An 18,645-nucleotide genomic window follows, 5' to 3' on the forward strand; every position below is an offset into this window, starting at 1 on the left:
GAATGAAAACTTGATAAAACGCATAGTTCTGCGTGGTCTGAGTGCATAATGTCTCGGTATTCCGTTCCATAGAAGTTTTAAGGTTACTAAATATGTCTGATGTACCCGTATCTGTTACAAATGTGGCCGAAGTCGTTCAGCCTGTGGCTGAGTCATCTGGTTCTATCTGGGGCTACGTAGCAGGTGGTGTTGCATTGTTGATTCTGGCCGGTTACTTCGGTTACAAGAAAATCAACAAGCCAGCGTTTATCATCAATCAGGTACGTAAACGTAATCTGAAAGAGATCAAAAAGCTGGGTATGGAGAATTCTGAATTTGTCGTTGATTTGGATCGCCTGCTGGACTCTGTCCTGACGTACGCGAATGAGAACGGCAAAACGGGTGGCGATGTAGTTAAAATCATCAGCCCACTGAATGACACGGCGCGTATCAAAACCGCACGTGATATGTACCAATCCATGATTTATATTGCTAATGAAATTCACGATGCGTCTCTAGCACGTGATTTCAAAAACAAAGCCAAGCAAGTGAAAGCCAACTCCCCATTGATGGCGGGTCTGCTAAAGCGTGCCGGTATCTAATCTCGGATAACACAGTTTCAGTATGCCCTGCCACCCAGTAGGGCACCTTTTCAGAAAGTATCCCCAAAGCCACGTTGAGAAACGTGGCTTTTTTTATGGATTTTGCACCGCTTTTATTTTGCGATGCGAGATAAGCGCAAAGTGTGACTGTCGCGTGAGAAATCGTGTTTTTTGCCCTGATAGAGGAGAGCTTTATCACGGCAGTATAGGGCAGGGCTTGCTAGGCTGGAAAGGTAACAGTGGCTTATTAAGGGGGACGCGTATGAATACACAACTCACCATCACCCTGGCAGGCGAGGATCATCCACAGTTGATCAATGTACTGGCTGCCAAAACCCACGCCTTGGGCGGTAAATGGTTAATCAGCAAAATTAACCGCCTCGATAACCAAGTGGTCGGGATCATTAAAATTGATATTCCGGCCGACGCCGTCAGCGATTTGAAACACGCTTTTCTGGAGCAACACGCGCTGGATATTCGTGTGATTGACACGCCATCACAGGCAGAGATCATGCCTACGCATCCGGTGACACTGAAAGTCGAAGCCAATGACAGGCCCGGCCTGGTACATGATCTGAGCCGGATTCTGGATGACATCGGCATTGGGATCGTCAATATTGAAAACCGCCGTATCGGCGTGCCGGATTTGGGTAAAACCCTGTTCTTTGCAGAGTTTCAGCTTAATGTCTCAGAGGAGATTGACCTCGAGCAGTTAACGGAGGCGATGCAGCAAGTGGATGACGGCTTATTGGTAAAAATTGTCGAACCGGCATAACCCGCTTTCGCTTTATTCTGTCATTCCACTGTGTAATAAAAAAGGCCAGCAAAGATGCTGGCCTCGTTTTTTCTGATTTTCTTGTTTATGCGTATGTGTGCGACTGACTCAGTAACGCTTGCTGCCGTCAGGGTTGGTACGCAGCACGCTGAGGATCCACATGTATTGCTCCGGCTGGGCGCGGATCATCGACTCGAGCGTTTGGTTCATGTGACACGCATCGGTGTACTCATCACCGGACGGAAAGCCTTCGAGTGGTGCTCGAATATCGATTTCAAATCGGCCGGTCTCCAGATTGTAGGACGGAAACACCGGTAGGATGACGGCATCAGCCAGTTTCGCCAATTTCCCCACGCCTTTCACCGTGGCTTTGTCATGACCGAAGAACGGCGCAAAGACACTTTGCTGAATAGCATGTTCTTCATCCGGTAGGTAGTAAGCCAGATAGCCTTCTTTGATGGAACGCAGGTAAGGTTTGATCCCTTGGCTGCGCTGATAAATGCGGCCGCCAAATTGCTTGCGTTGGACGTTCATCAGCCAATCGACAATGGGGTTGGATTGCGGCTTGATCATCGCCACCATCGGCATGTCATTAGCGGCAAAATACAGCGCAGAAAAGTCGATCGCCCAGTTGTGCGGTACCAGCATGATGACGTTTTTGTCTTGTGCCTGCAGATCCGCCAGATGTTGTGCGCCGTGAATGTCATGGCTGTCGAGCATGTAACGTCGGCCTTTAATGAACGGCTGGGCAAAGCCCAATAGCACGCAGCCGGCCACAGTAAAGGTGCGCACTAATAGGTGTTCTTGTTCTTCCTGAGTTAGCTCGGGAAAGCACAAGGCGATATTGTTCATGGCGCGGCGTTTCGCGCCCCGTTTACGGGTCAGAATAAACTGAGCACCGGCGTGTGAAATGGCACGGCGAGCCCGGTGAGGTAACAGGGCCAGCAAAAATATCAGCGGCATGGCCAGCCAGAGTAGCCAGAGCTTCGGGTGAAGAAAGCTCAGGCGAAAGGTCGGGTCGTACTGATCTGTTGCCTGCTTGGCGGCTGGGTTTGACGACGGGCTTGAAACGGGGTTGATCGCAGCGTTTGCCGCTGTGTCTAACATTGTGTCACTCATGAATGGGTTCCGGTACAGGCTAGAGGCAAAATAGGGTGATGCAAAAGAGAGGCGCCTTGCCGTGTGCCTGTCATCTGTGCTGTTGTGTATTTATTGATTGTGTTCGTTGTGCTTTCGCCGTGCGCTTGTTGTGTTTTTTATTGTGCGACGGCGGTTGTACGAATGGCTTGTTCAGCTTAACGACAGGATTGTAAATAGAATGCTGCATGATGCAACGAGAGAATCCCTGCGGTGAAGTAACTGTGATCTCGGTCTATAACTGTGTGTGATATCAATAGCGTGATAGGTGTACCAGCTACTCACAATGCGCAAAAAGCGACCATTTTATAAAGTCATCAATAAGCCAATAGGGCAATCGTTGAGTGTGTGTTGATAGGAGGCATGACGTCACCGGTTCTGTGGCGTCATGCCTGTTATATTTACGCGGAAGGATTAACGCAGGACGGTATTGCGCTTCATACCGGCTTGCGCATGGCCGTTTTCATGACAGGTGAACTCAATAAATTTCTCGCCCATGAAGTGCCACCCCATCTCAGCGGTATCGCCGGGGGCGAGGGTGAGAGTAGTTTCACTGTTGTGATGGGCCATTGTCATGTTTGCCATCATTTTACGGTGGGCCTGTTGCTCTTTGACGCTGCCAATGGAAAAGGTATGCGGCTGTTTACCCGTGTTGTTCACGACAAAGCGCACCACATCCCCCTGTGCGATCGACAAGGCGGGCGTGAATTGCATCGCCATGTCATCACTCAGCGTGACATGGTAGGTTTTGCTGGCTTGTGCTGCCGGGGCGGGCATGCCGACTTGGGAGACCATCGCGCCGTGGCCCATCATGTCGAGCCCCATGCTGCTGTGATCCATCTGGTCATGGCTACCATCCGCCAGAGCGACACTGCTGATGAATAGCAATGACAGAGGCAATACACGTTGTGCGGTTGTATGTCGTGGTGTCTTTTTCATGATCATTTCTCTTCCTTAAGTCGGCGTGCAAATGCTATGTGGGTGATAGACATGCCGAATGATGGTTAACGGCCCCCAGCTTGGCGTTAACATTCGCTGGGGAACCGTCGTTGCTTGTTATTACGGTTTGTGACACGTGCTTGTTATGGCAGCGTGTTATGGCTGTGCGGTTGTGAGTGACGCAGCTGATGAGCGTGCCAGCTTGTCACTGCGGCCTTTCCACAACTTGAAGGTGGCAGGCAGTACGACCAAGGCCAGCAACAGCGCCGATGACATGCCACCGATCATCGGTGCGGCAATACGCTGCATCACTTCCGAGCCCGTGCCGGAGCCATACATGATTGGGATAAGGCCGATGATCACCGTCGCGACGGTCATCATGATGGGGCGAATACGCAGCCCCGCACCGTTTTGGATGGCCAGATCCAAATCCGCCTCAGTCAGGCTTTCCGGCGATTTATCACGGCGTATTTCATCCCAAGCCTGATTGAGGTACACCAGCATCAGCACACCAATCTCGACCGCGACGCCTGCTAAGGCGATAAAGCCCACCCCCACGGCAATGGAGAAGTTGTAGCCGAGGACATACATCAGCCACAGTCCGCCGACCATCGCCAGCGGCAGGGTGCCCATCATGATCATCACTTCGCCAACGCGGCGGAAGCTCATGTAGAGCAGCACGATGATGATGGCCAGTGTGGCCGGGATCACCACGGTCAAGCGGGCTTTGGCGCGTTCCATGTATTCATACTGTCCGGACCATGCCAGCGAGTAGCCAGCGGGCAGTGTGATTTGCTCCGCCACCGTTTGCTGGGCGGCTTGCACGTAAGAGCCCAAATCGCGCCCTTTGATATCGACAAACACCCAGCCGTTAGGACGGGCATTCTCGGTTTTGATCATCGGCGGACCATCTTCAAAGCGCAGGTTAGCCACATCGGCCAACGCAATCCGTGCGCCGTTTGGGGTGACAATCGGCAGTTGTTGCAACTGGCTGAGTGAATCACGGTAGTGCTGCGGGTAGCGCACGTTGATCGGGTAACGCTCCAGCCCTTCCACGGACTGGCTGACGTTCATGCCGCCCACAGCGGTGCTGATCACCTGTTGGATCTCACTGACGGATAAGCCATAGCGCGCGGCTTGGGCACGCTTGATATCAATGGTGAGGTAGCGCCCCCCGGCCACACGTTCGGCATACACGGACGCGGTGCCGTCCACCTTGCCCAGCACGTTTTCCAGTTGGGTACCGATTTTTTCAATGGTGGCCAGATCCGGACCGGCGATTTTGATCCCAATCGGGGTCTTGATGCCTGTCGCCAACATGTCGATACGGGTTTTGATCGGCATTACCCACGCATTGGTCAGGCCGGGGAATTGGATCAGATCATCCAGTTCGCGGCGCAAGCTGTCGGTGGTGACGCCTTCACGCCATTCACTTTTCGGTTTGAGCTGAATGATGGTTTCAATCATGGTCAGCGGTGCCGGATCGGTCGCGGTGTCAGCACGGCCAATCTTGCCCCAAACGGTTTTTACTTCCGGGACGGTTTTTATCAGTTTGTTGGTTTGCTGCAATAACTCACGGGCTTTACCGATGGAAATGCCGGGGTAGGTCGTCGGCATGTACATCAAATCCCCTTCATCCAATGGCGGAATGAACTCACTGCCGGTATTGTGCAGCGGGTAATAAGCCGATCCCATCAGTACAAACGCCAGTGCCAAAATAGTTTTAGGAAAGCGCAGGCTCAGGTTCAGCAAAGGACGGTACAGTGCAATCACCGCGCGGTTGACCGGGTTCTTGTGCTCCGGCAGGACATTACCACGGATCAGGTAACCCATGAGTACCGGTACTAACGTGATCGCAAGTCCAGCTGCTGCTGCCATGGCATAGGTTTTGGTAAAGGCCAGAGGCGAGAACATTTTGCCTTCTTGTCCTTCAAGGGCGAACACCGGCACAAAGCTCAGGGTAATAATGATGAGCGAGAAGAACAGCGGCGGGCCGACTTCCTGCGCCGCTTTGCTGATCACCTGCCAGCGGTTATCGTCGGTCAACGGTGTCCGTTCAATGTGCTTGTGGACGTTTTCAATCATCACGATTGCGCCGTCCACCATGGCACCAATGGCTATGGCAATGCCGCCTAGTGACATGATGTTGGCGTTGATCCCTTGCCAGTGCATGATAGCAAACGCTGTGATGATGCCGACCGGCAGGCTGATCATCACTACCAGTGATGAGCGGAAGTGGAACAGGAACAGGGCACAGATGACGGCTACTACGATGAACTCTTCCAGTAGTTTCTGGTAGAGGTTTTTCACCGCGCTGTCGATGAGGCCTGAGCGATCATAGGTGGTGACAATCTCCACCCCTTCCGGCAGGCTGCGTTGCAGATCCGCCAGTTTGTCTTTCACTTTGCTGATCACCGCCTGCGCATTTTCGCCAAAGCGCATCACCACGATACCGCCGACCGCTTCCCCTTCACCGTTCAGTTCAGAAATACCACGGCGCATCTGCGGCCCGAGTTGCACACTGGCCACATCCCCCAGCAGCAGCGGTGTGCCGTTGGCGTTCACTTTTAAAGGCAGGGCACGTAAGTCTTCCACACTAGTGATGTAGCCGGTGGCACGCACCATGTGCTCGGCTTCCGCCACTTCAATCACGGAGGCCCCGGTTTCCTGATTACCCGCTTTAATCGCTTGATTGACTTGTTGCAGGGTCAGGTTGTAAGCGCGCAGTTTGGCCGGATCAATTTGTACCTGATACTGCTTCACCATGCCGCCCACGGTGGCAATTTCGGACACACCGTCTACGGTTTGCAGCTCGTATTTCAAGAACCAGTCTTGCAGGCTGCGCAGCTGGCTCAGGTCATGTTGGCCGGTTTTATCGACTAACACATAGCTATAAATCCAGCCCACACCGGTCGCATCGGGGCCAAGGGTCGGTTTGGCATTGGCAGGCAATGTCGGCGCGACCTGACTGAGGTATTCCAGCACGCGTGAGCGCGCCCAGTACATGTCAGTATCATCGTTAAAGATGATGTAGACGTAGGAATCGCCAAAGAAGGAGTAACCGCGCACGGTTTCTGCCCCCGGAACGGCGAGCATGGCGGTGGTCAGCGGGTAGGTGACCTGATCTTCCACCACCTGCGGCGCTTGTCCCGGGTAGCTGGTTTTAATGATCACCTGTACATCCGACAGATCCGGAATGGCATCAATCGGGGTGTTTTTCACGCTGTAGATCCCGGCGCTGACCAAAAAGGCCGTGGCAATCAGCACCAGAAAGCGGTTATGGATAGACCAGCGAATAATGGCATTGATCATGGCTGCACCTCCGGCGAAGTCATGCCACCGTGGTTCATTTGGCTATGATTCATATTGCTATGATCCATGTTGCTGTGATCCATGCTGCCGTGGTTCATCTGGCTATGATCGGGTTGAATGTCAGATACCAAGTATTGGCCGTCTTCTGTTTTGGTGAGCTGGAAACGGATGGCCAGATTCGGCGTGAGCTGTGATAAATCAGAATCATCACTGACGGTGAAATCCATGGTCATCGCTGGCCAGTCCCACTCAGGAATGGCGGGATGATCGATGGTCACCACCTTGTGCTCGGGCATGCTGCTGCGTACCAAGCCGCTGATGATCAGCTGATTGGTCGGCGGCGTGTGCATGTGTGGTTGGCTGATGCGATCTAATTCGGCGGTTTGGCTCGATTCCGAGTCCAGCATGAACTGGGCAGAGGTCACCACGCGATCATGCGGGCTGAGGCCTTGTGTGACTTCCATCATGCCATTGGCGCTGCGACCCGTTTCAATGCGGGTTGAGCGGTATTTGCCGTCCCCTAATGCCAGCACCACACGGCTCATATTGCCGGTACGGATCACGGCTTGCTCCGGCACCACGAGCACCGGGGTTTCACTGCGTGGGATCAATACCAGTTTGGCAAACATGTTCGGTTTAAGCGCGCCGTCAGGATTGGTGACGTTCAAGCGCATGCGCAGGGTACGGGTGGCAGGATCTAAAATCGGGTAGATATAGTCCACCGTCCCCAGCCATTGTTGGCCGGGTAGGGCATCGACCTGGATCTCGGCAGTGGTGCCGGATTGGATCCAGTGGGCCTGTTGTTCAAACACTTCCGCTTCAATCCACACGTTATCCAGCGGACCGCCACTGATCACGGTTTGCTGTGGCGAGACGTACGCACCTTGGCGAATGTTCAAGGTCGCGATCACGCCGTCAGCGGGTGCTTTGATGGCAATGGCTTGCTTGGCTTTGTGCTGTCGAAGGATCTGTTTGATTTGGGCATTATCAACCCCCAGTGCGATGAGGCGCTCACGGGCACCATTGACTAACGTCGCATTGCCGATGCGCTTGGCATTGAGTAACTCTTCCTGCGCGCGCACCAGATCCGGTGAGTAGATCTCAAACAGGGTTTCGCCGCGTGTGACGGTTTCCCCGACGGCAGTGACATTCAGGCGTTGCACCCAACCACTGATACGGCTGTTAATTTGCCAGCGCTGGCCTTCATCAAAGGCGACATAGCCGACGGTGTCAATGTGTGGTGTCAGTGCCTGCTCCGTCACGGCGGCGGTTTTCACGCCGAGGTTGTTTTCAACGCTCGGTGAAATGGTGACCGTGCCGGGCTTGTCGGCATTGTCACTTTTCAGATCGTCGGCATAGACCGGGATCAAATCCATCCCCATGGGTGATTTGCCCGGTTTATCCCGTTGATAATTAGGATCCATCGGGGCGACCCAGTACAGCGGCTCATTGCTGGCAGGGGCGTCTTTCACAGCGCTGTTTTTTGTTGATGCATGATCGCTATGGCTCGTCGGCAAAAAGTGCGGGGCGTAATAGCCAATGGCGCTACCGATGGCCAATGCCAATACTGCGACGGTCAGTGTGTTTTTCATGGTGTGCCTCAATACGAATTCAGTAGGTATGCCAAGGTGTTGTTGGCTTGCTGCCAGTCGGCTTCAATGCGTGCTTGTTCAATCGCGATAGTCAGTTCATCACTGGCGGCTTTGATGTATTCATCCAGTGAGCTGGTGGTGTTTTGATAGCCACGTTCTACCGCTTGGGTTTTGGCGCGCGCCTGTGGCTGTAAGGCTTGGCGGTAGCGTTGCAGACGTTCTGCCAAATAGGTGCGATCCGCCAGCGTCGCCTGCACTTGTGCTTGCATCTGCTGGATCAGCAAATCACGCTGAGTGCGCACGGCACCGGCCTGATACTGGGCGGCAGACAAGGCTTTGTCCTGACGTTTATCCGTAAATAACGGGATGTCGAGGGTCAGGTAGGCACTGACTAAATCCGGCGCGGTGCTGCCATCCATGCGGTCTGCCTGGCGGTGGGCATACATCACTTCCACCCCAAACTGCGGTTGATAGGCTTCTTCTGCAATCGCAATACCGGTTTGGGCGCTTTGCAGTTGGGCGTCGACCACGGTGATCGCCGGGTGCGCGGCTAAACGGGCAACAAAAGGTTGCGTAGCGGGGTTGTGATTGCGTGTATTCACCTGTGGGTTCACTACGGCCGTTAATGCTGCCCATTGCGGATATTGTGTCGCCTGAATCGTGCGAGCTTGATCGCCAATCCACTCTGACAGCAAGGCCAAGCGGCGTTGTTGCTGTTGTTGATTGGCATTGAGCTGATCGTCGATACGGTGTACTTGCAACTCTGCTTGGATCAAATCCTGCGCCTGATTGACCCCAACGCCATAGTTGGTGCTGAGGTATTGCACCAAGGTGTTCAGCAGTTTTTTGTTCTGCACCATTTTTTGCTGAACGTGCTGGTGGTAGACCAATTCGATCCACTGCTCGGTCATGGCTTTACTGATAGCCAGCGTACGTACGCCGGTTTGGTTGCGTACGCTGTCGGCCAGATACTGGCTTTGCTGGTTTTTCAGTGCCAAGGTGTCGCCACGACCAAATTGTTGCATGAGTCCCACTGAAAGATTGGTCATGGGATCCTCATCCAAACGGAAGGAGTCGACGGGTAGACCACCGACACCGACTTTAAGTTTGGGATCCATCCATTGGCTGCTGGCGATCCCCTGTTCGCTCAGCGCATCCGCTTGCAGATTCAATTGTTGCTGCGCCAGATCATGGGAGATGGCCCATTGGATCAGACGCGGCAGGGACTCTGCGGCATCCGCCGTTTCGGTTGATGTTGATATCGAGCGGGGTATGTCGCTCGAGGAAGACGCATTTTCTGAGGCGTGTGCAAACGCCGGCTGTGGGCCAAATAGCCCCAGCAATAGGGTCATGCTTAACGCATGCACCGTACGAGGTGTAGACATAGGACATCCACTTTCATCAAAAAGGTAAAAGCATGCCGGAACCGCACAGGCGGCCAGCTGTTTAACGCAATATGATTAGGCGTGGATAGGTGGGCGCAGGGCGCGTTCCTGACGGGTCAGCAAGGCATCCGTCAGCCAGGTTGCAGGCTGCGGGTGCTGAAAATGATCGGTGAGGGCGGTAAACAGCGTCGTCAGGGTACTGTACTGACAATGCTGGCCATTACAGTGCTGACAGTTGTCCATGCTATCCATGTCGGCGCAGGAGGCATCGTCAGACATTACATTCGATGACATGACCGTGTCGCTGCAATGGGAGGTCGTTTGGGTGGATGCATGGCTGGCCTGAGACATGTCAGGCATTGCATGATGGCTGTCCATTGGGGCGGTGGCAGTGACGGGTGTTGCTGGCATCATCATGCCTAAACTGTGATGCGCAGGCATGGCAAAGACCGGCGCGATGATGAGGGAGATCATCATTAGCACCGGGAGCAACATTGTGTATGTTGTTCGCCTGGACATCATTAAATTACCGTTGCCTGAAAACGTAGATAGCGTGTTGACTATAAACCCTGCCCTAAGGGGAAGGTCAAGTTTGTGCTAATACTTTTTTGTGGGGAATACGTGCTAGATGAGCAGACAAAGAAAGGTAAGGGAATAAAAGGAAGATAAGAAGATAAGAAGATAAAGTACGGTTAAGAAATAAAGTAAGGGAAGGAAAAAGAAGAAACGCAATGCGTAAAATTAACGCGGCCGAAGCCGCGTTAGGGTCATGATACTTGTCTAAATATATACCGTTATTGGGCAGCGTTCTCTGTCGTGTTGTCTGTTGCTGCACGTTTTGTCGGTGTGGTTTCGACCGAGTTTTTCACGTCCGCCATCTTATCTGCTTCAGGATCAACGTCTGTTACCGCATCTGCTGTTACTTCAGTGGTGGTTGCTTCTGTGGTAGTTGCTGCTTCAGTGGTGACCGTTTCAGCCGTGACGGTCTTCTCTGCACTCTCTGCCGTTTCAACGGCAGCGGCGGTATCCGATTCAGTGATCACTGCGTCCGTTGTTTCGACGGTATCGGTTTCTGCAGCGTTTTTTGTCTCTGCAACAGCTTCTGCCTCGATGCTGTCTGTGGCTGCCTCGGTTGTCGTTTCAGTAACAGCACTTGCTTCTTCAGCGACTGCGGTTTCTGTCGCGACAGGGGCTTGTGCTTTAACAGGCGCAGCGGTGATCACAGGCGCCGTCGAGTGCAGGGTCGCCAGTTGGGCTTCCAGCATTGCCACTTTCTTGTTTTGTTCGTTCAGCTGGCTCAGATCGTTTTCCAGCTTGGTGACTTTCTCATTGGCCGTTGTCAGCTGGGTTTGCAGCTGCTTGATATCGGCCAAATCACGCTGGTATTGCTGAATGTAGGCCACAATGGCCTGACCTTGTTCAGGCAGGGCGCGGTCACGGCTGTCATCGGCACCTAAAGCCTGTGAGATGTTCAGCAAAATAGTTTCCTGACTCACCACATAGCGTTCGTAGTCTTTGGCTGGCAGCAATTTCAGTTGCTGAACCGCATCAGCAATATGGCGGGTGTGCTTAAGGGTAAATACGGCGTCATCGGCTTTTTGCTTAATGGTGTCCATATCACGAGGATCGGCGGTGATAAAAGCTTCTGCGGCAACCACAGCCGCCGCAGCCGCAGCGAGGGTATCCGGCGCGTGCTGGCTGATATTGGCTTTCTTCAGGCTGGCTAAGGTCTTTTTCGCATCATCCAGATACAGATGTACCACGGTTTTCACTTCCAGTGCGCGCAGTTTGGTTACCAGTGCAGGCTGTGCTTGGGTTGCACGCTCGGCATCGTTGTCAGCGATCCATTCAATCAGGGTCTTGAACTCACCGTCCAGGCGTTGGTATGTGCTCGGGTAGATGTCATTGGCTTTTAACTGGTGCAGCTGGGTGCGGTAAGAAAACGCTTCTGCCAACAGGGTGTGTGCCTGGCGTTGTAGCGCTTCTGCTTGATTAACCGCATCGTTAAAGGCTTTTAGGTTTTCTTCTGCCGCTTGCCAGTTTGTTGTTGAGCTGAAGAAACCGCTGCTGCTGTGCGCTTGCGTCGGATCTTTTTCAATCACAGCATAATACTCTTTGGCATCCTGCAGCGCTTGGGTGGCTTCTTGCATCAGGTCTGTCGCCAGCCAATCGAGCTCTTGTGTTTTGGCGAGTGCTAAACGTTGTTCGGCCAGGGTAATCTGCTGCTTCAACGTGGAGACTTCAGATGCGGCTTCTGCGTGATTGGTCGCAGGTGTGGCTGTTGCTGCCGTGTTATTGCTATCTGATGCACAGCCAGCCAGTAATAAAGCGGCCGCCAGCGCGGTGAGTTTTAAATCCATTTTCATGATAAATACCGAAATAAAAGGCAATGTGTGGAAAACCGTGGCTGTCTGGATATTCAGCCATCGATGTCTGTTTTTATTTTTCGCCATAATAAAATGATATTCAGAGAATGGAAGTCCACAAACAATTGTTCTGATTAAAATAATCGATCTTTTTTATATATTTTTAGGGAATAAATGAAAAGGTAACAATACGCCAATTTTATGACGCATTGTGGGGATGAAAAAGGGCGGTTTTGCAGGGATGAGTCGTGTTTGTTGGCTTGATGCGTTAGCCTTGTTCCTGAGTCGATGTCTGGGCAATTTTGCGTTCTAAATCCGCTTTCACCATGGCCAAGGCTGACAGGGCGGTGCGTGGATCAATCTCATTACTTTCCAGCAAATAAATCAAATCGACGGCTAATTTGACATCTTCGGGCGCATTATCCAGTGGTGAGGCTGGTTGCGCGTGTTCATCATCGTGTGAATGAGGCATGGTGGACTCTCTCTCGTTTCTCTTGAATAAACGCTTTCTATTGTGCGTGCGTTTTATTTTGGTGTTTGTTCATTGGCATTGAGTGTCTGGTTATAAACGATGCGATGACATAATGCCATGCACATCCAATGCGGTGTGAATTAGTTGGGCGTGCAGATTAACCAATAGCTGATGATCGCTGCGGTATCCGCCACCAATCACAGCTGCCACCGGAATGCCAGCCTGACGGCAATGGCTGAGTACCAAATGATCGCGTTTATACACCCCTTGGGTGCAGACATCAAAATAGCCCAGCTCATCGTCCTGATGAATATCTACACCGGCATCATACAGCACCAAGTCCGGCTGATGTTGCGCTAAAGCCAGATGTAAAATGCCGCCAAAGGCACTGAGGTAGTCCTCGGTGGTGGTGGCTCTTGGTAGCGCAAGATCGATGTCAGAATCCGGTTTACGGGCGGGAAAGTTCTTATCGCAATGTACTGAGAAGGTAATGATATTGGGATCATCCGCCAGCAGTGTTGCTGTGCCGTCACCGTGGTGCACATCGCAGTCCACGATCATCACCGTATCAATGCCATCCAGTGTCAGGGCATGTTTTGCCGCCAAAGCCAGATCATTGACCAGACAGAACCCGCTGCCAAAATCGTGATGGGCATGGTGATAGCCGCCGCTCAGATGAATGCCGATGCCAAATTCATGGGCCAGTTCGACCGTGCGCAGTGTGCCGCCTGAGGACATCAGGGTACGGTCGATCAATTGCTGGCTCCACGGAAAACCGATGCGACGCATTTTGGCCGCCGGTAAGCGGTTATGGATCAGAGCGTCAATGTACGCTGGCTGGTGGAGTGCTTTGAGCCATTCGACACGGACGGGAGTGGGCGTGAATACCCGCAAAGGTGCGATAGACGTTGTGTCGCTAAGCTGGTGCAGGGTTAAGTCTTCGGTTAAATGCGCAAACAGACGCTGGTATTTGCTGATCGGGTAGCGGTGTGCCGGCGGTAACACTAACTGCGAATAGAGCGGGTGATAAACCACAGGCAGCTGTCGCGGACTGCAGGCATAAACCGGTGCCATTATCCTTTGCGCTCCCGTTGGCCAATACTCACTTCAATTTTGCCTCGTGCAGCCGTACAGCGAGCCAAGCGGCCTTCCAGTGCAACGATTTCACGTTGTGTCTGTTGTTGTTCTTGCAGTGTGGTACAACGCGGCAACATCTGATTTTTATCACGCAGCATATCTTCTAAACGGCGTTCCCACTCTTGGTGTTGGGCCAGATCCTGATACAGCTCATGTAAGGGTTTGCGCCAGGTACGCTGTGGTTTAGGTTCATTTTTGCGAATATCGAGGGTGGCCAGTTCCCGTTGCACCGCCTGAATCTGGGCGATGATCCGTTCACACACATGCTGAGTACGGGTAGGGTGTAACTTCCCAGCGTTTTGTTCTGTACGCAGGGCATGAATTTCATGGCGGATTTCCTGTATGCACGGCATCAGCTTTTTACTGCGGCAATGGAATAGCTGCTCGTCAAATAACGGACGACGCGCATCGCCGCGTTGTTTATCGATTTGCGTCGCTTGCTGCGCAAGCTGGGAAACAATGTGTTCTAAGCGGGTTAAATCCGGCATAAGGTAACAGCTCTGTGAATAAAACGAGGTCCGTGATTAAAACCAGGCCTGGATAGCCAACTTGGCCGCCAGCACAATGACTACGGTGACAAAGACCGGGCGAATAAAGGCGGCCCCAAAGCGAATAGCCGAATGGGCACCAATATAAGCGCCGAACATTAGACACACCCCCATGGTTAAGCCTAGCGCAACATGAATATGGCCCAGCACTGCAAAGGTGATTAAAGACGTCACATTACTGGTGAAGTTCATCGCTTTGGACAGGCCAGAGGCGCGCAGAATGTCCAGTTTATACAGTGCCATATTGGAAACGGTCCAAAAGGCGCCGGTGCCCGGCCCGGCAACCCCGTCATAAAACCCGAGCGCCGTGCCTTGCAGCCATTGTTTGCGGGTTAAGCTGGCACATTTGGCGGGTAATGCGTGTTGATCGCCTTTCGGATGCGGGTGCCAAATGGTGTAGACCGCAGCGGCCAGAATGATGAGCGGCAGCACTTTTTCCAGCCATTCGGTACTGATCATATCGACCACTAACGTCCCGCCCATGGCGCCAAGTAAAGTCGCAACAAAGGAGAGACGCCAGAAAGCAGGAGAGAAGAGTTGTTTGCGGTAGTAGGTCCACGCCGCAGTCGAAGACGCAAAGGTGGCCGCTAATTTGTTGGTACCAAGTGCAATGTGGGGCGGTAAACCGATCGACAACAGGGCCGGGACGGTGAGCATGCCACCACCCCCAGCGACTGCGTCAATAAAACCAGCAAGGAAAGCCACAAGGCCAAGCACGATCCACATACTCGGCTCAATCATCTCAATCATTCATTATTCTTTATTATGGATTATTCAATTACACGCTTAAATGGCGGCAGCGAGTCGAGTAGTGCTTTGCCATAGCGACGGGTGATCACGCGTCGATCTAAGAGGACGACTCTACCAGAATCTTCTTCCTTACGCAGTAAGCGTCCGACGGACTGGATCAGCTTTTTACTCGCTTCTGGCACAGAAATTTGTAAAAACGGGTTTCCGCCACGACTTTCAATGTATTCCGCATGGGCCTCTTCGACGGGTGAGGTCGGCACGGCAAACGGAATTTTTGTAATGATCAAGTTTGTCAGTAGGTTACCTGGTAAATCAAGCCCTTCAGAGAAACTGCCGGTACCAAACAGAATACTGGTTTTGCCTTTTTCACAGTTCTCTTTATGTTTTTTTAGAATGACGTGGCGCGGTTCTTCCCCTTGGATCTGCAAGTGCCACTTGTTCTTTTTGGCAAGCGGGGCCAGCTTCTCGGCGACCTGATTCATTTGCCAGTAAGAAGAGAACAACACCAAACTTGCGGTTTCTCCTTCCAGGTATTCAGGCAGAACGTCAATGAGCAGATCGGTAAACTTCTCAGCTTGCGGCTCCAGCGGTAGCGCCGGGATCACCAAGCGGGCATTGTTTTGATAATCAAACGGAGATGCAAGAGCCAAAAAGCGCGTGGCCTCTTTTTCAAAAATCCCCGCCTGACGGCAGAAGTAGTCAAACTGGTTCAACGCACGCAAGGTCGCTGAAACCAAAATCGATCCGACGGCACGGCTCCACAGCAGTTGGTCCAGACGGTGGCCGACTTCCAGCGGCGAGACTTCCACAATGTAGTCATCTTCACGATCTGGGCTTTTTTCAATCCAGCGTGCCAGTGGGGCGCCTTTGTCTTTGTTTGGCTGTGCCATTAACTGCCAGACTTTTTCCAGATTCTCTAAACGTTGCAGGTAAAAGCCGGATTCAGTCAATGCTTGTTCGCCCAACCGTTGCTGGATTTCGTTGTCTTTGGTGCGTTCGGAGATCAGATCGTGAATTTTGCCCAGCGACTGCAAGGCTTTTTTACTCGCCTCTTTACAGCCTTTGGCTTCTTCTTGTAACCAAGCCGGCAGCTCACCGTGTTCAAAGCGGTAAACCCCATCTTTATTAAATTGTGCCGGATCGATTTGGCTGGCGATTTGGCGTAACGCCGGGATCAGCACGGCAATGTTTTCATTGAGCGTGGTTTGGAAACGGCCAGCCTTTTTGTAATCCGCCAACTCTGCCAGTTTGCCCACAGACTGGTTGAGTTTTTCCAGCCAGTTACAGGCGCCTTTCAGACTGGCGGAGGCAGAAGAAAAGTCACGCGCCACCTGAGGCAGGTGATGGGCTTCATCAATCACATAAATGGTTTTTTCCGGCTCAGGCAAAATAATGCCGCCACCCAGTTCAATGTCGGCCATCAGCAGGGCATGGTTAGCGATGATCACATCGGCTTTTTCCAGGTGCTCACGGGCTTTGGCAAATGGACAATCACGGTGTTTGGGTAGTCCGGCATGGCAGCTGTGTTTGTCTGCCACAATTTGCTGCCAGACGCGATCCGGAATGGTGGTTGGCCAACTGTCGCGGTCACCGTCCCACTTTTTACTCTCGCACGCTTTCAGCATGCGCCTCAAAAGTTCTAAATCTGACTTTTTAGGTTTCTCTTCCCAAAAGCTAACTTGCTGATTGTCATCGGTATTGCAGCTGGCTTCTAATTTATGGTGACAGCAGTAACGCTGGCGGCCTTTGGCCAGAATGAAACTGAAGGATTTTGGGTAGATACGGTTAAACAGCGGCAAATCTTTATTGATCAGCTGTTCTTGTAACGCCACGGTGGCGGTCGAAATCAGGACTTTCTTGTTATTGAACACCGCAAACGGAATCGCCCCCATCAGATAAGAGAGGGATTTACCGATACCCGTCCCGGCTTCTGCGACTAGCATGCGGTGTTTGGCGTGGTATTCCCCGCCTAATGTTTTGGCTATTTCTGCCACCAGATAGTTCTGCGCACGACGAGGAATAAAGTTGTCGAGCTGGTTAGTGAGGTTTTCATAGCACTGCTTGATGTCACTCTTTATCTGGGTATTTAACATTTTTGAAACTTCATAAGGACTGGGCGAGGCATTATAGCACGAACCTCTGATTGTGAGCGGGCGCAGATTTCGTGCAATTGTTGGTTAAAAATGCGAAATACCTCACGAAATGGGATGGAACTCTTTAGCACGGGACTAAGCGCATATTTATAGATCTAAAAATAACCACAAAGTATGGTTTTGCTTGGTTTTTAATTCTGTTTTGTGTCATTTTTTTGCTTTGTTTTGGTTTTTAATGCTGTTTTTTGTGATCATTAAAAAAGTAAATGAGTTCCCTATCAAATAACTTAATTGCTTAAATGTTGTACTGGTCACACTCTAAGTCTTTGATATTGTAATTGTTTGATGTTTTTTTAGGTTTGCTTTAGGTAATTTGACAGCTAGAGGATTCTTCTGTCAGGATGAGCCTCACAAATTACTCCCTCTTTGGACTTTCTTATTGTTCTTTATGTTTTTAAGGAATGATGTAGTCGGGAGAGGAACCAAAAAAAGAAAAGGAATTCTGGAAACAGGAATTCCAGTCAATATAAGAAAAGGCAGTGGATATCATGAAAAAGACTCTTCTAGCACTATCTGTACTAGCAGCGGGTTCTGCACAAGCAGGCATCAACCTATACGACGCAAACGGTGTAACTGTTGACCTATCTGGCGCAGTGGAAGTTCAGTACCTTCAGAACATCCAAGACAAGAACAGCGATGCTGATGCTGGTCTACACCTAGATGACGGTGATCTACAGCTAAACACAACTATCGCTGTTAACGAGCAGCTAAACGTTGTTGCTGGTATCGGTTTCGCATTCGAGAAGCGTGACGTTTCTAACGACGAGCTATGGGCTGGTCTAAGCGGTGACTTCGGTACACTGACTTTCGGTCGTATGCTATACATCTCTGATGACGCAGGCATCGGTAAAGACTACGAGCTAGGTTTCGGTCAGGTTGACTTCGTACAAACTGAAGGTAACGAAGTAATCAAATACGTATTCGACAACGGTCAGTTCTACTTCGGTCTATCTCACGACCTAGACACTGACGGTTCAGGTGCGTCTGACTACCAAAACACTGACGGTACTGTAACTGACGTTCGCCTGGGTGCACGTTTTGCTGACCTTGACGTTCGTGGTTACTACTACACTGGTGATGACATCCAGCGTTCTGCTGACCAAAACGGTAACCCAATCTTCAACTCTGGTACAGACGTAGACGCGTTCAACCTAGAAGCTGAATACGTAATGGGTCAGTTCGCATTCGCAGCATCTTACGGTAACTTTGATTACTCTAACGCGAATGGCGCAACTTACAGCGACATCGACGTAATCGAAGTGAACGGTGCTTACACACTAGGCAAAAACACATTTGCTCTAGGTTACAACCGTGCTGACGATTCTAAGCAAGACGTTGTTACTGACAACGTATACGCGAACGTAACTCACCAGCTTCACAGCAACGTGAAAGTGTACGGTGAACTAGGTTGGGCTGACCAAGACGGTTCTGACCTAGACCTAGGTTACCTAGTAGGTATGGAAGTTAAGTTCTAATCGTCCCTGACGTTTAGGATAAC

At 51.6% G+C, this 18,645-nt stretch carries 15 protein-coding genes; 3 read left to right on the forward strand and 12 right to left on the reverse strand.

Features of this window, described 5'->3' with window-relative positions:
* Positions 1 to 92 precede the first annotated feature (92 nt).
* Entirely contained in the window at positions 93 to 581 is a 489-nt protein-coding gene (locus tag ABT58_RS13540; protein WP_047874956.1) for a hypothetical protein, read from the forward strand.
* Between the two features lie 262 nt (positions 582 to 843).
* Entirely contained in the window at positions 844 to 1,356 is a 513-nt protein-coding gene (locus ABT58_RS13545; protein WP_047874957.1) for a glycine cleavage system transcriptional repressor, read from the forward strand.
* Positions 1,357 to 1,464: 108 nt separating this feature from the next.
* Here the strand turns inward: ABT58_RS13545 and lpxM are convergent, their stop codons facing one another.
* The 12 genes from lpxM to dinG all read right to left on the reverse strand — a co-directional run bounded on the left by lpxM (position 1,465) and on the right by dinG (position 17,087).
* The gene (lpxM, locus tag ABT58_RS13550) at positions 1,465 to 2,475 is read right to left on the reverse strand and encodes a lauroyl-Kdo(2)-lipid IV(A) myristoyltransferase (protein ID WP_229821704.1); all 1,011 of its coding nucleotides are present in this window, start codon (positions 2,473 to 2,475) and stop codon (positions 1,465 to 1,467) included.
* 432 nt (positions 2,476 to 2,907) lie between these two features.
* A complete protein-coding gene (locus ABT58_RS13555; protein ID WP_047875198.1) occupies positions 2,908 to 3,432 on the reverse strand; it encodes a cupredoxin domain-containing protein in 525 nt (174 codons plus the stop codon).
* 156 nt (positions 3,433 to 3,588) lie between these two features.
* Positions 3,589 to 6,744, reverse strand: a complete 3,156-nt coding sequence (locus ABT58_RS13560; RefSeq protein ID WP_047874958.1) for an efflux RND transporter permease subunit — start codon at positions 6,742 to 6,744, stop codon at positions 3,589 to 3,591.
* On the reverse strand, positions 6,741 to 8,336 hold the full coding sequence (locus tag ABT58_RS13565) for an efflux RND transporter periplasmic adaptor subunit (RefSeq protein ID WP_047874959.1): 1,596 nt from the start codon (positions 8,334 to 8,336) through the stop codon (positions 6,741 to 6,743). Before ABT58_RS13565 ends, ABT58_RS13560 begins: the two co-directional genes overlap by 4 nt.
* An 8-nt stretch (positions 8,337 to 8,344) precedes the next feature.
* Positions 8,345 to 9,721: a TolC family protein gene (locus tag ABT58_RS13570; protein WP_047874960.1), complete on the reverse strand. Its 1,377-nt coding sequence runs from the start codon at positions 9,719 to 9,721 to the stop codon at positions 8,345 to 8,347.
* A gap of 75 nt (positions 9,722 to 9,796) precedes the next feature.
* A complete protein-coding gene (locus tag ABT58_RS13575; protein WP_146147215.1) occupies positions 9,797 to 10,198 on the reverse strand; it encodes a hypothetical protein in 402 nt (133 codons plus the stop codon).
* Positions 10,199 to 10,515: 317 nt separating this feature from the next.
* Positions 10,516 to 12,087 carry a hypothetical protein gene (locus ABT58_RS13580; RefSeq protein WP_146147214.1) on the reverse strand — a complete coding sequence of 524 codons (1,572 nt, stop codon included), beginning with the start codon at positions 12,085 to 12,087 and terminating at the stop codon, positions 10,516 to 10,518.
* 268 nt (positions 12,088 to 12,355) lie between these two features.
* A complete protein-coding gene (rsmS, locus tag ABT58_RS13585; RefSeq protein WP_047874963.1) occupies positions 12,356 to 12,559 on the reverse strand; it encodes a pleiotropic regulatory protein RsmS in 204 nt (67 codons plus the stop codon).
* 90 nt (positions 12,560 to 12,649) lie between these two features.
* Entirely contained in the window at positions 12,650 to 13,633 is a 984-nt protein-coding gene (locus tag ABT58_RS13590; RefSeq protein ID WP_047874964.1) for a histone deacetylase family protein, read from the reverse strand.
* Complete coding sequence (locus ABT58_RS13595; RefSeq protein ID WP_047874965.1) at positions 13,633 to 14,184, reverse strand: primosomal replication protein; 552 nt, start codon at positions 14,182 to 14,184, stop codon at positions 13,633 to 13,635. The genes ABT58_RS13590 and ABT58_RS13595 overlap by 1 nt, the downstream gene beginning before the upstream one ends.
* Before the next feature lie 36 nt (positions 14,185 to 14,220).
* The gene (locus ABT58_RS13600; RefSeq protein WP_047874966.1) at positions 14,221 to 14,994 is read right to left on the reverse strand and encodes a sulfite exporter TauE/SafE family protein; all 774 of its coding nucleotides are present in this window, start codon (positions 14,992 to 14,994) and stop codon (positions 14,221 to 14,223) included.
* Positions 14,995 to 15,014: 20 nt separating this feature from the next.
* Positions 15,015 to 17,087 (reverse strand): ATP-dependent DNA helicase DinG, encoded by a 2,073-nt coding sequence (gene dinG, locus ABT58_RS13605; RefSeq protein WP_047874967.1) that lies wholly within the window; start codon positions 17,085 to 17,087, stop codon positions 15,015 to 15,017.
* A 548-nt stretch (positions 17,088 to 17,635) separates the two neighbouring features.
* Here dinG and ABT58_RS13610 point away from each other — a divergent pair.
* The gene (locus ABT58_RS13610; RefSeq protein WP_047874968.1) at positions 17,636 to 18,622 is read left to right on the forward strand and encodes a porin; all 987 of its coding nucleotides are present in this window, start codon (positions 17,636 to 17,638) and stop codon (positions 18,620 to 18,622) included.
* The last annotated feature ends 23 nt before the right edge of the window (positions 18,623 to 18,645 follow it).

The sequence above is a fragment of the Photobacterium aphoticum genome (genome assembly GCF_001029435.1).
GTDB classification, from domain to species: Bacteria; Pseudomonadota; Gammaproteobacteria; order Enterobacterales; family Vibrionaceae; genus Photobacterium; species Photobacterium aphoticum.

Coding starts and splice junctions, on each gene's coding strand:
- ABT58_RS13540 (WP_047874956.1), top strand. CDS start 93: ATGTCTGATGTACCCGTATCTGTTACAAATGTGGCCGAAGTCGTTCAG.
- ABT58_RS13545 (WP_047874957.1), top strand. CDS start 844: ATGAATACACAACTCACCATCACCCTGGCAGGCGAGGATCATCCACAG.
- lpxM (WP_229821704.1), bottom strand. CDS start 2,475: ATGAGTGACACAATGTTAGACACAGCGGCAAACGCTGCGATCAACCCC.
- ABT58_RS13555 (WP_047875198.1), bottom strand. CDS start 3,432: ATGAAAAAGACACCACGACATACAACCGCACAACGTGTATTGCCTCTG.
- ABT58_RS13560 (WP_047874958.1), bottom strand. CDS start 6,744: ATGATCAATGCCATTATTCGCTGGTCTATCCATAACCGCTTTCTGGTG.
- ABT58_RS13565 (WP_047874959.1), bottom strand. CDS start 8,336: ATGAAAAACACACTGACCGTCGCAGTATTGGCATTGGCCATCGGTAGC.
- ABT58_RS13570 (WP_047874960.1), bottom strand. CDS start 9,721: ATGTCTACACCTCGTACGGTGCATGCGTTAAGCATGACCCTATTGCTG.
- ABT58_RS13575 (WP_146147215.1), bottom strand. CDS start 10,198: ATGATGATCTCCCTCATCATCGCGCCGGTCTTTGCCATGCCTGCGCAT.
- ABT58_RS13580 (WP_146147214.1), bottom strand. CDS start 12,087: ATGAAAATGGATTTAAAACTCACCGCGCTGGCGGCCGCTTTATTACTG.
- rsmS (WP_047874963.1), bottom strand. CDS start 12,559: ATGCCTCATTCACACGATGATGAACACGCGCAACCAGCCTCACCACTG.
- ABT58_RS13590 (WP_047874964.1), bottom strand. CDS start 13,633: ATGGCACCGGTTTATGCCTGCAGTCCGCGACAGCTGCCTGTGGTTTAT.
- ABT58_RS13595 (WP_047874965.1), bottom strand. CDS start 14,184: ATGCCGGATTTAACCCGCTTAGAACACATTGTTTCCCAGCTTGCGCAG.
- ABT58_RS13600 (WP_047874966.1), bottom strand. CDS start 14,994: ATGATTGAGATGATTGAGCCGAGTATGTGGATCGTGCTTGGCCTTGTG.
- dinG (WP_047874967.1), bottom strand. CDS start 17,087: ATGTTAAATACCCAGATAAAGAGTGACATCAAGCAGTGCTATGAAAAC.
- ABT58_RS13610 (WP_047874968.1), top strand. CDS start 17,636: ATGAAAAAGACTCTTCTAGCACTATCTGTACTAGCAGCGGGTTCTGCA.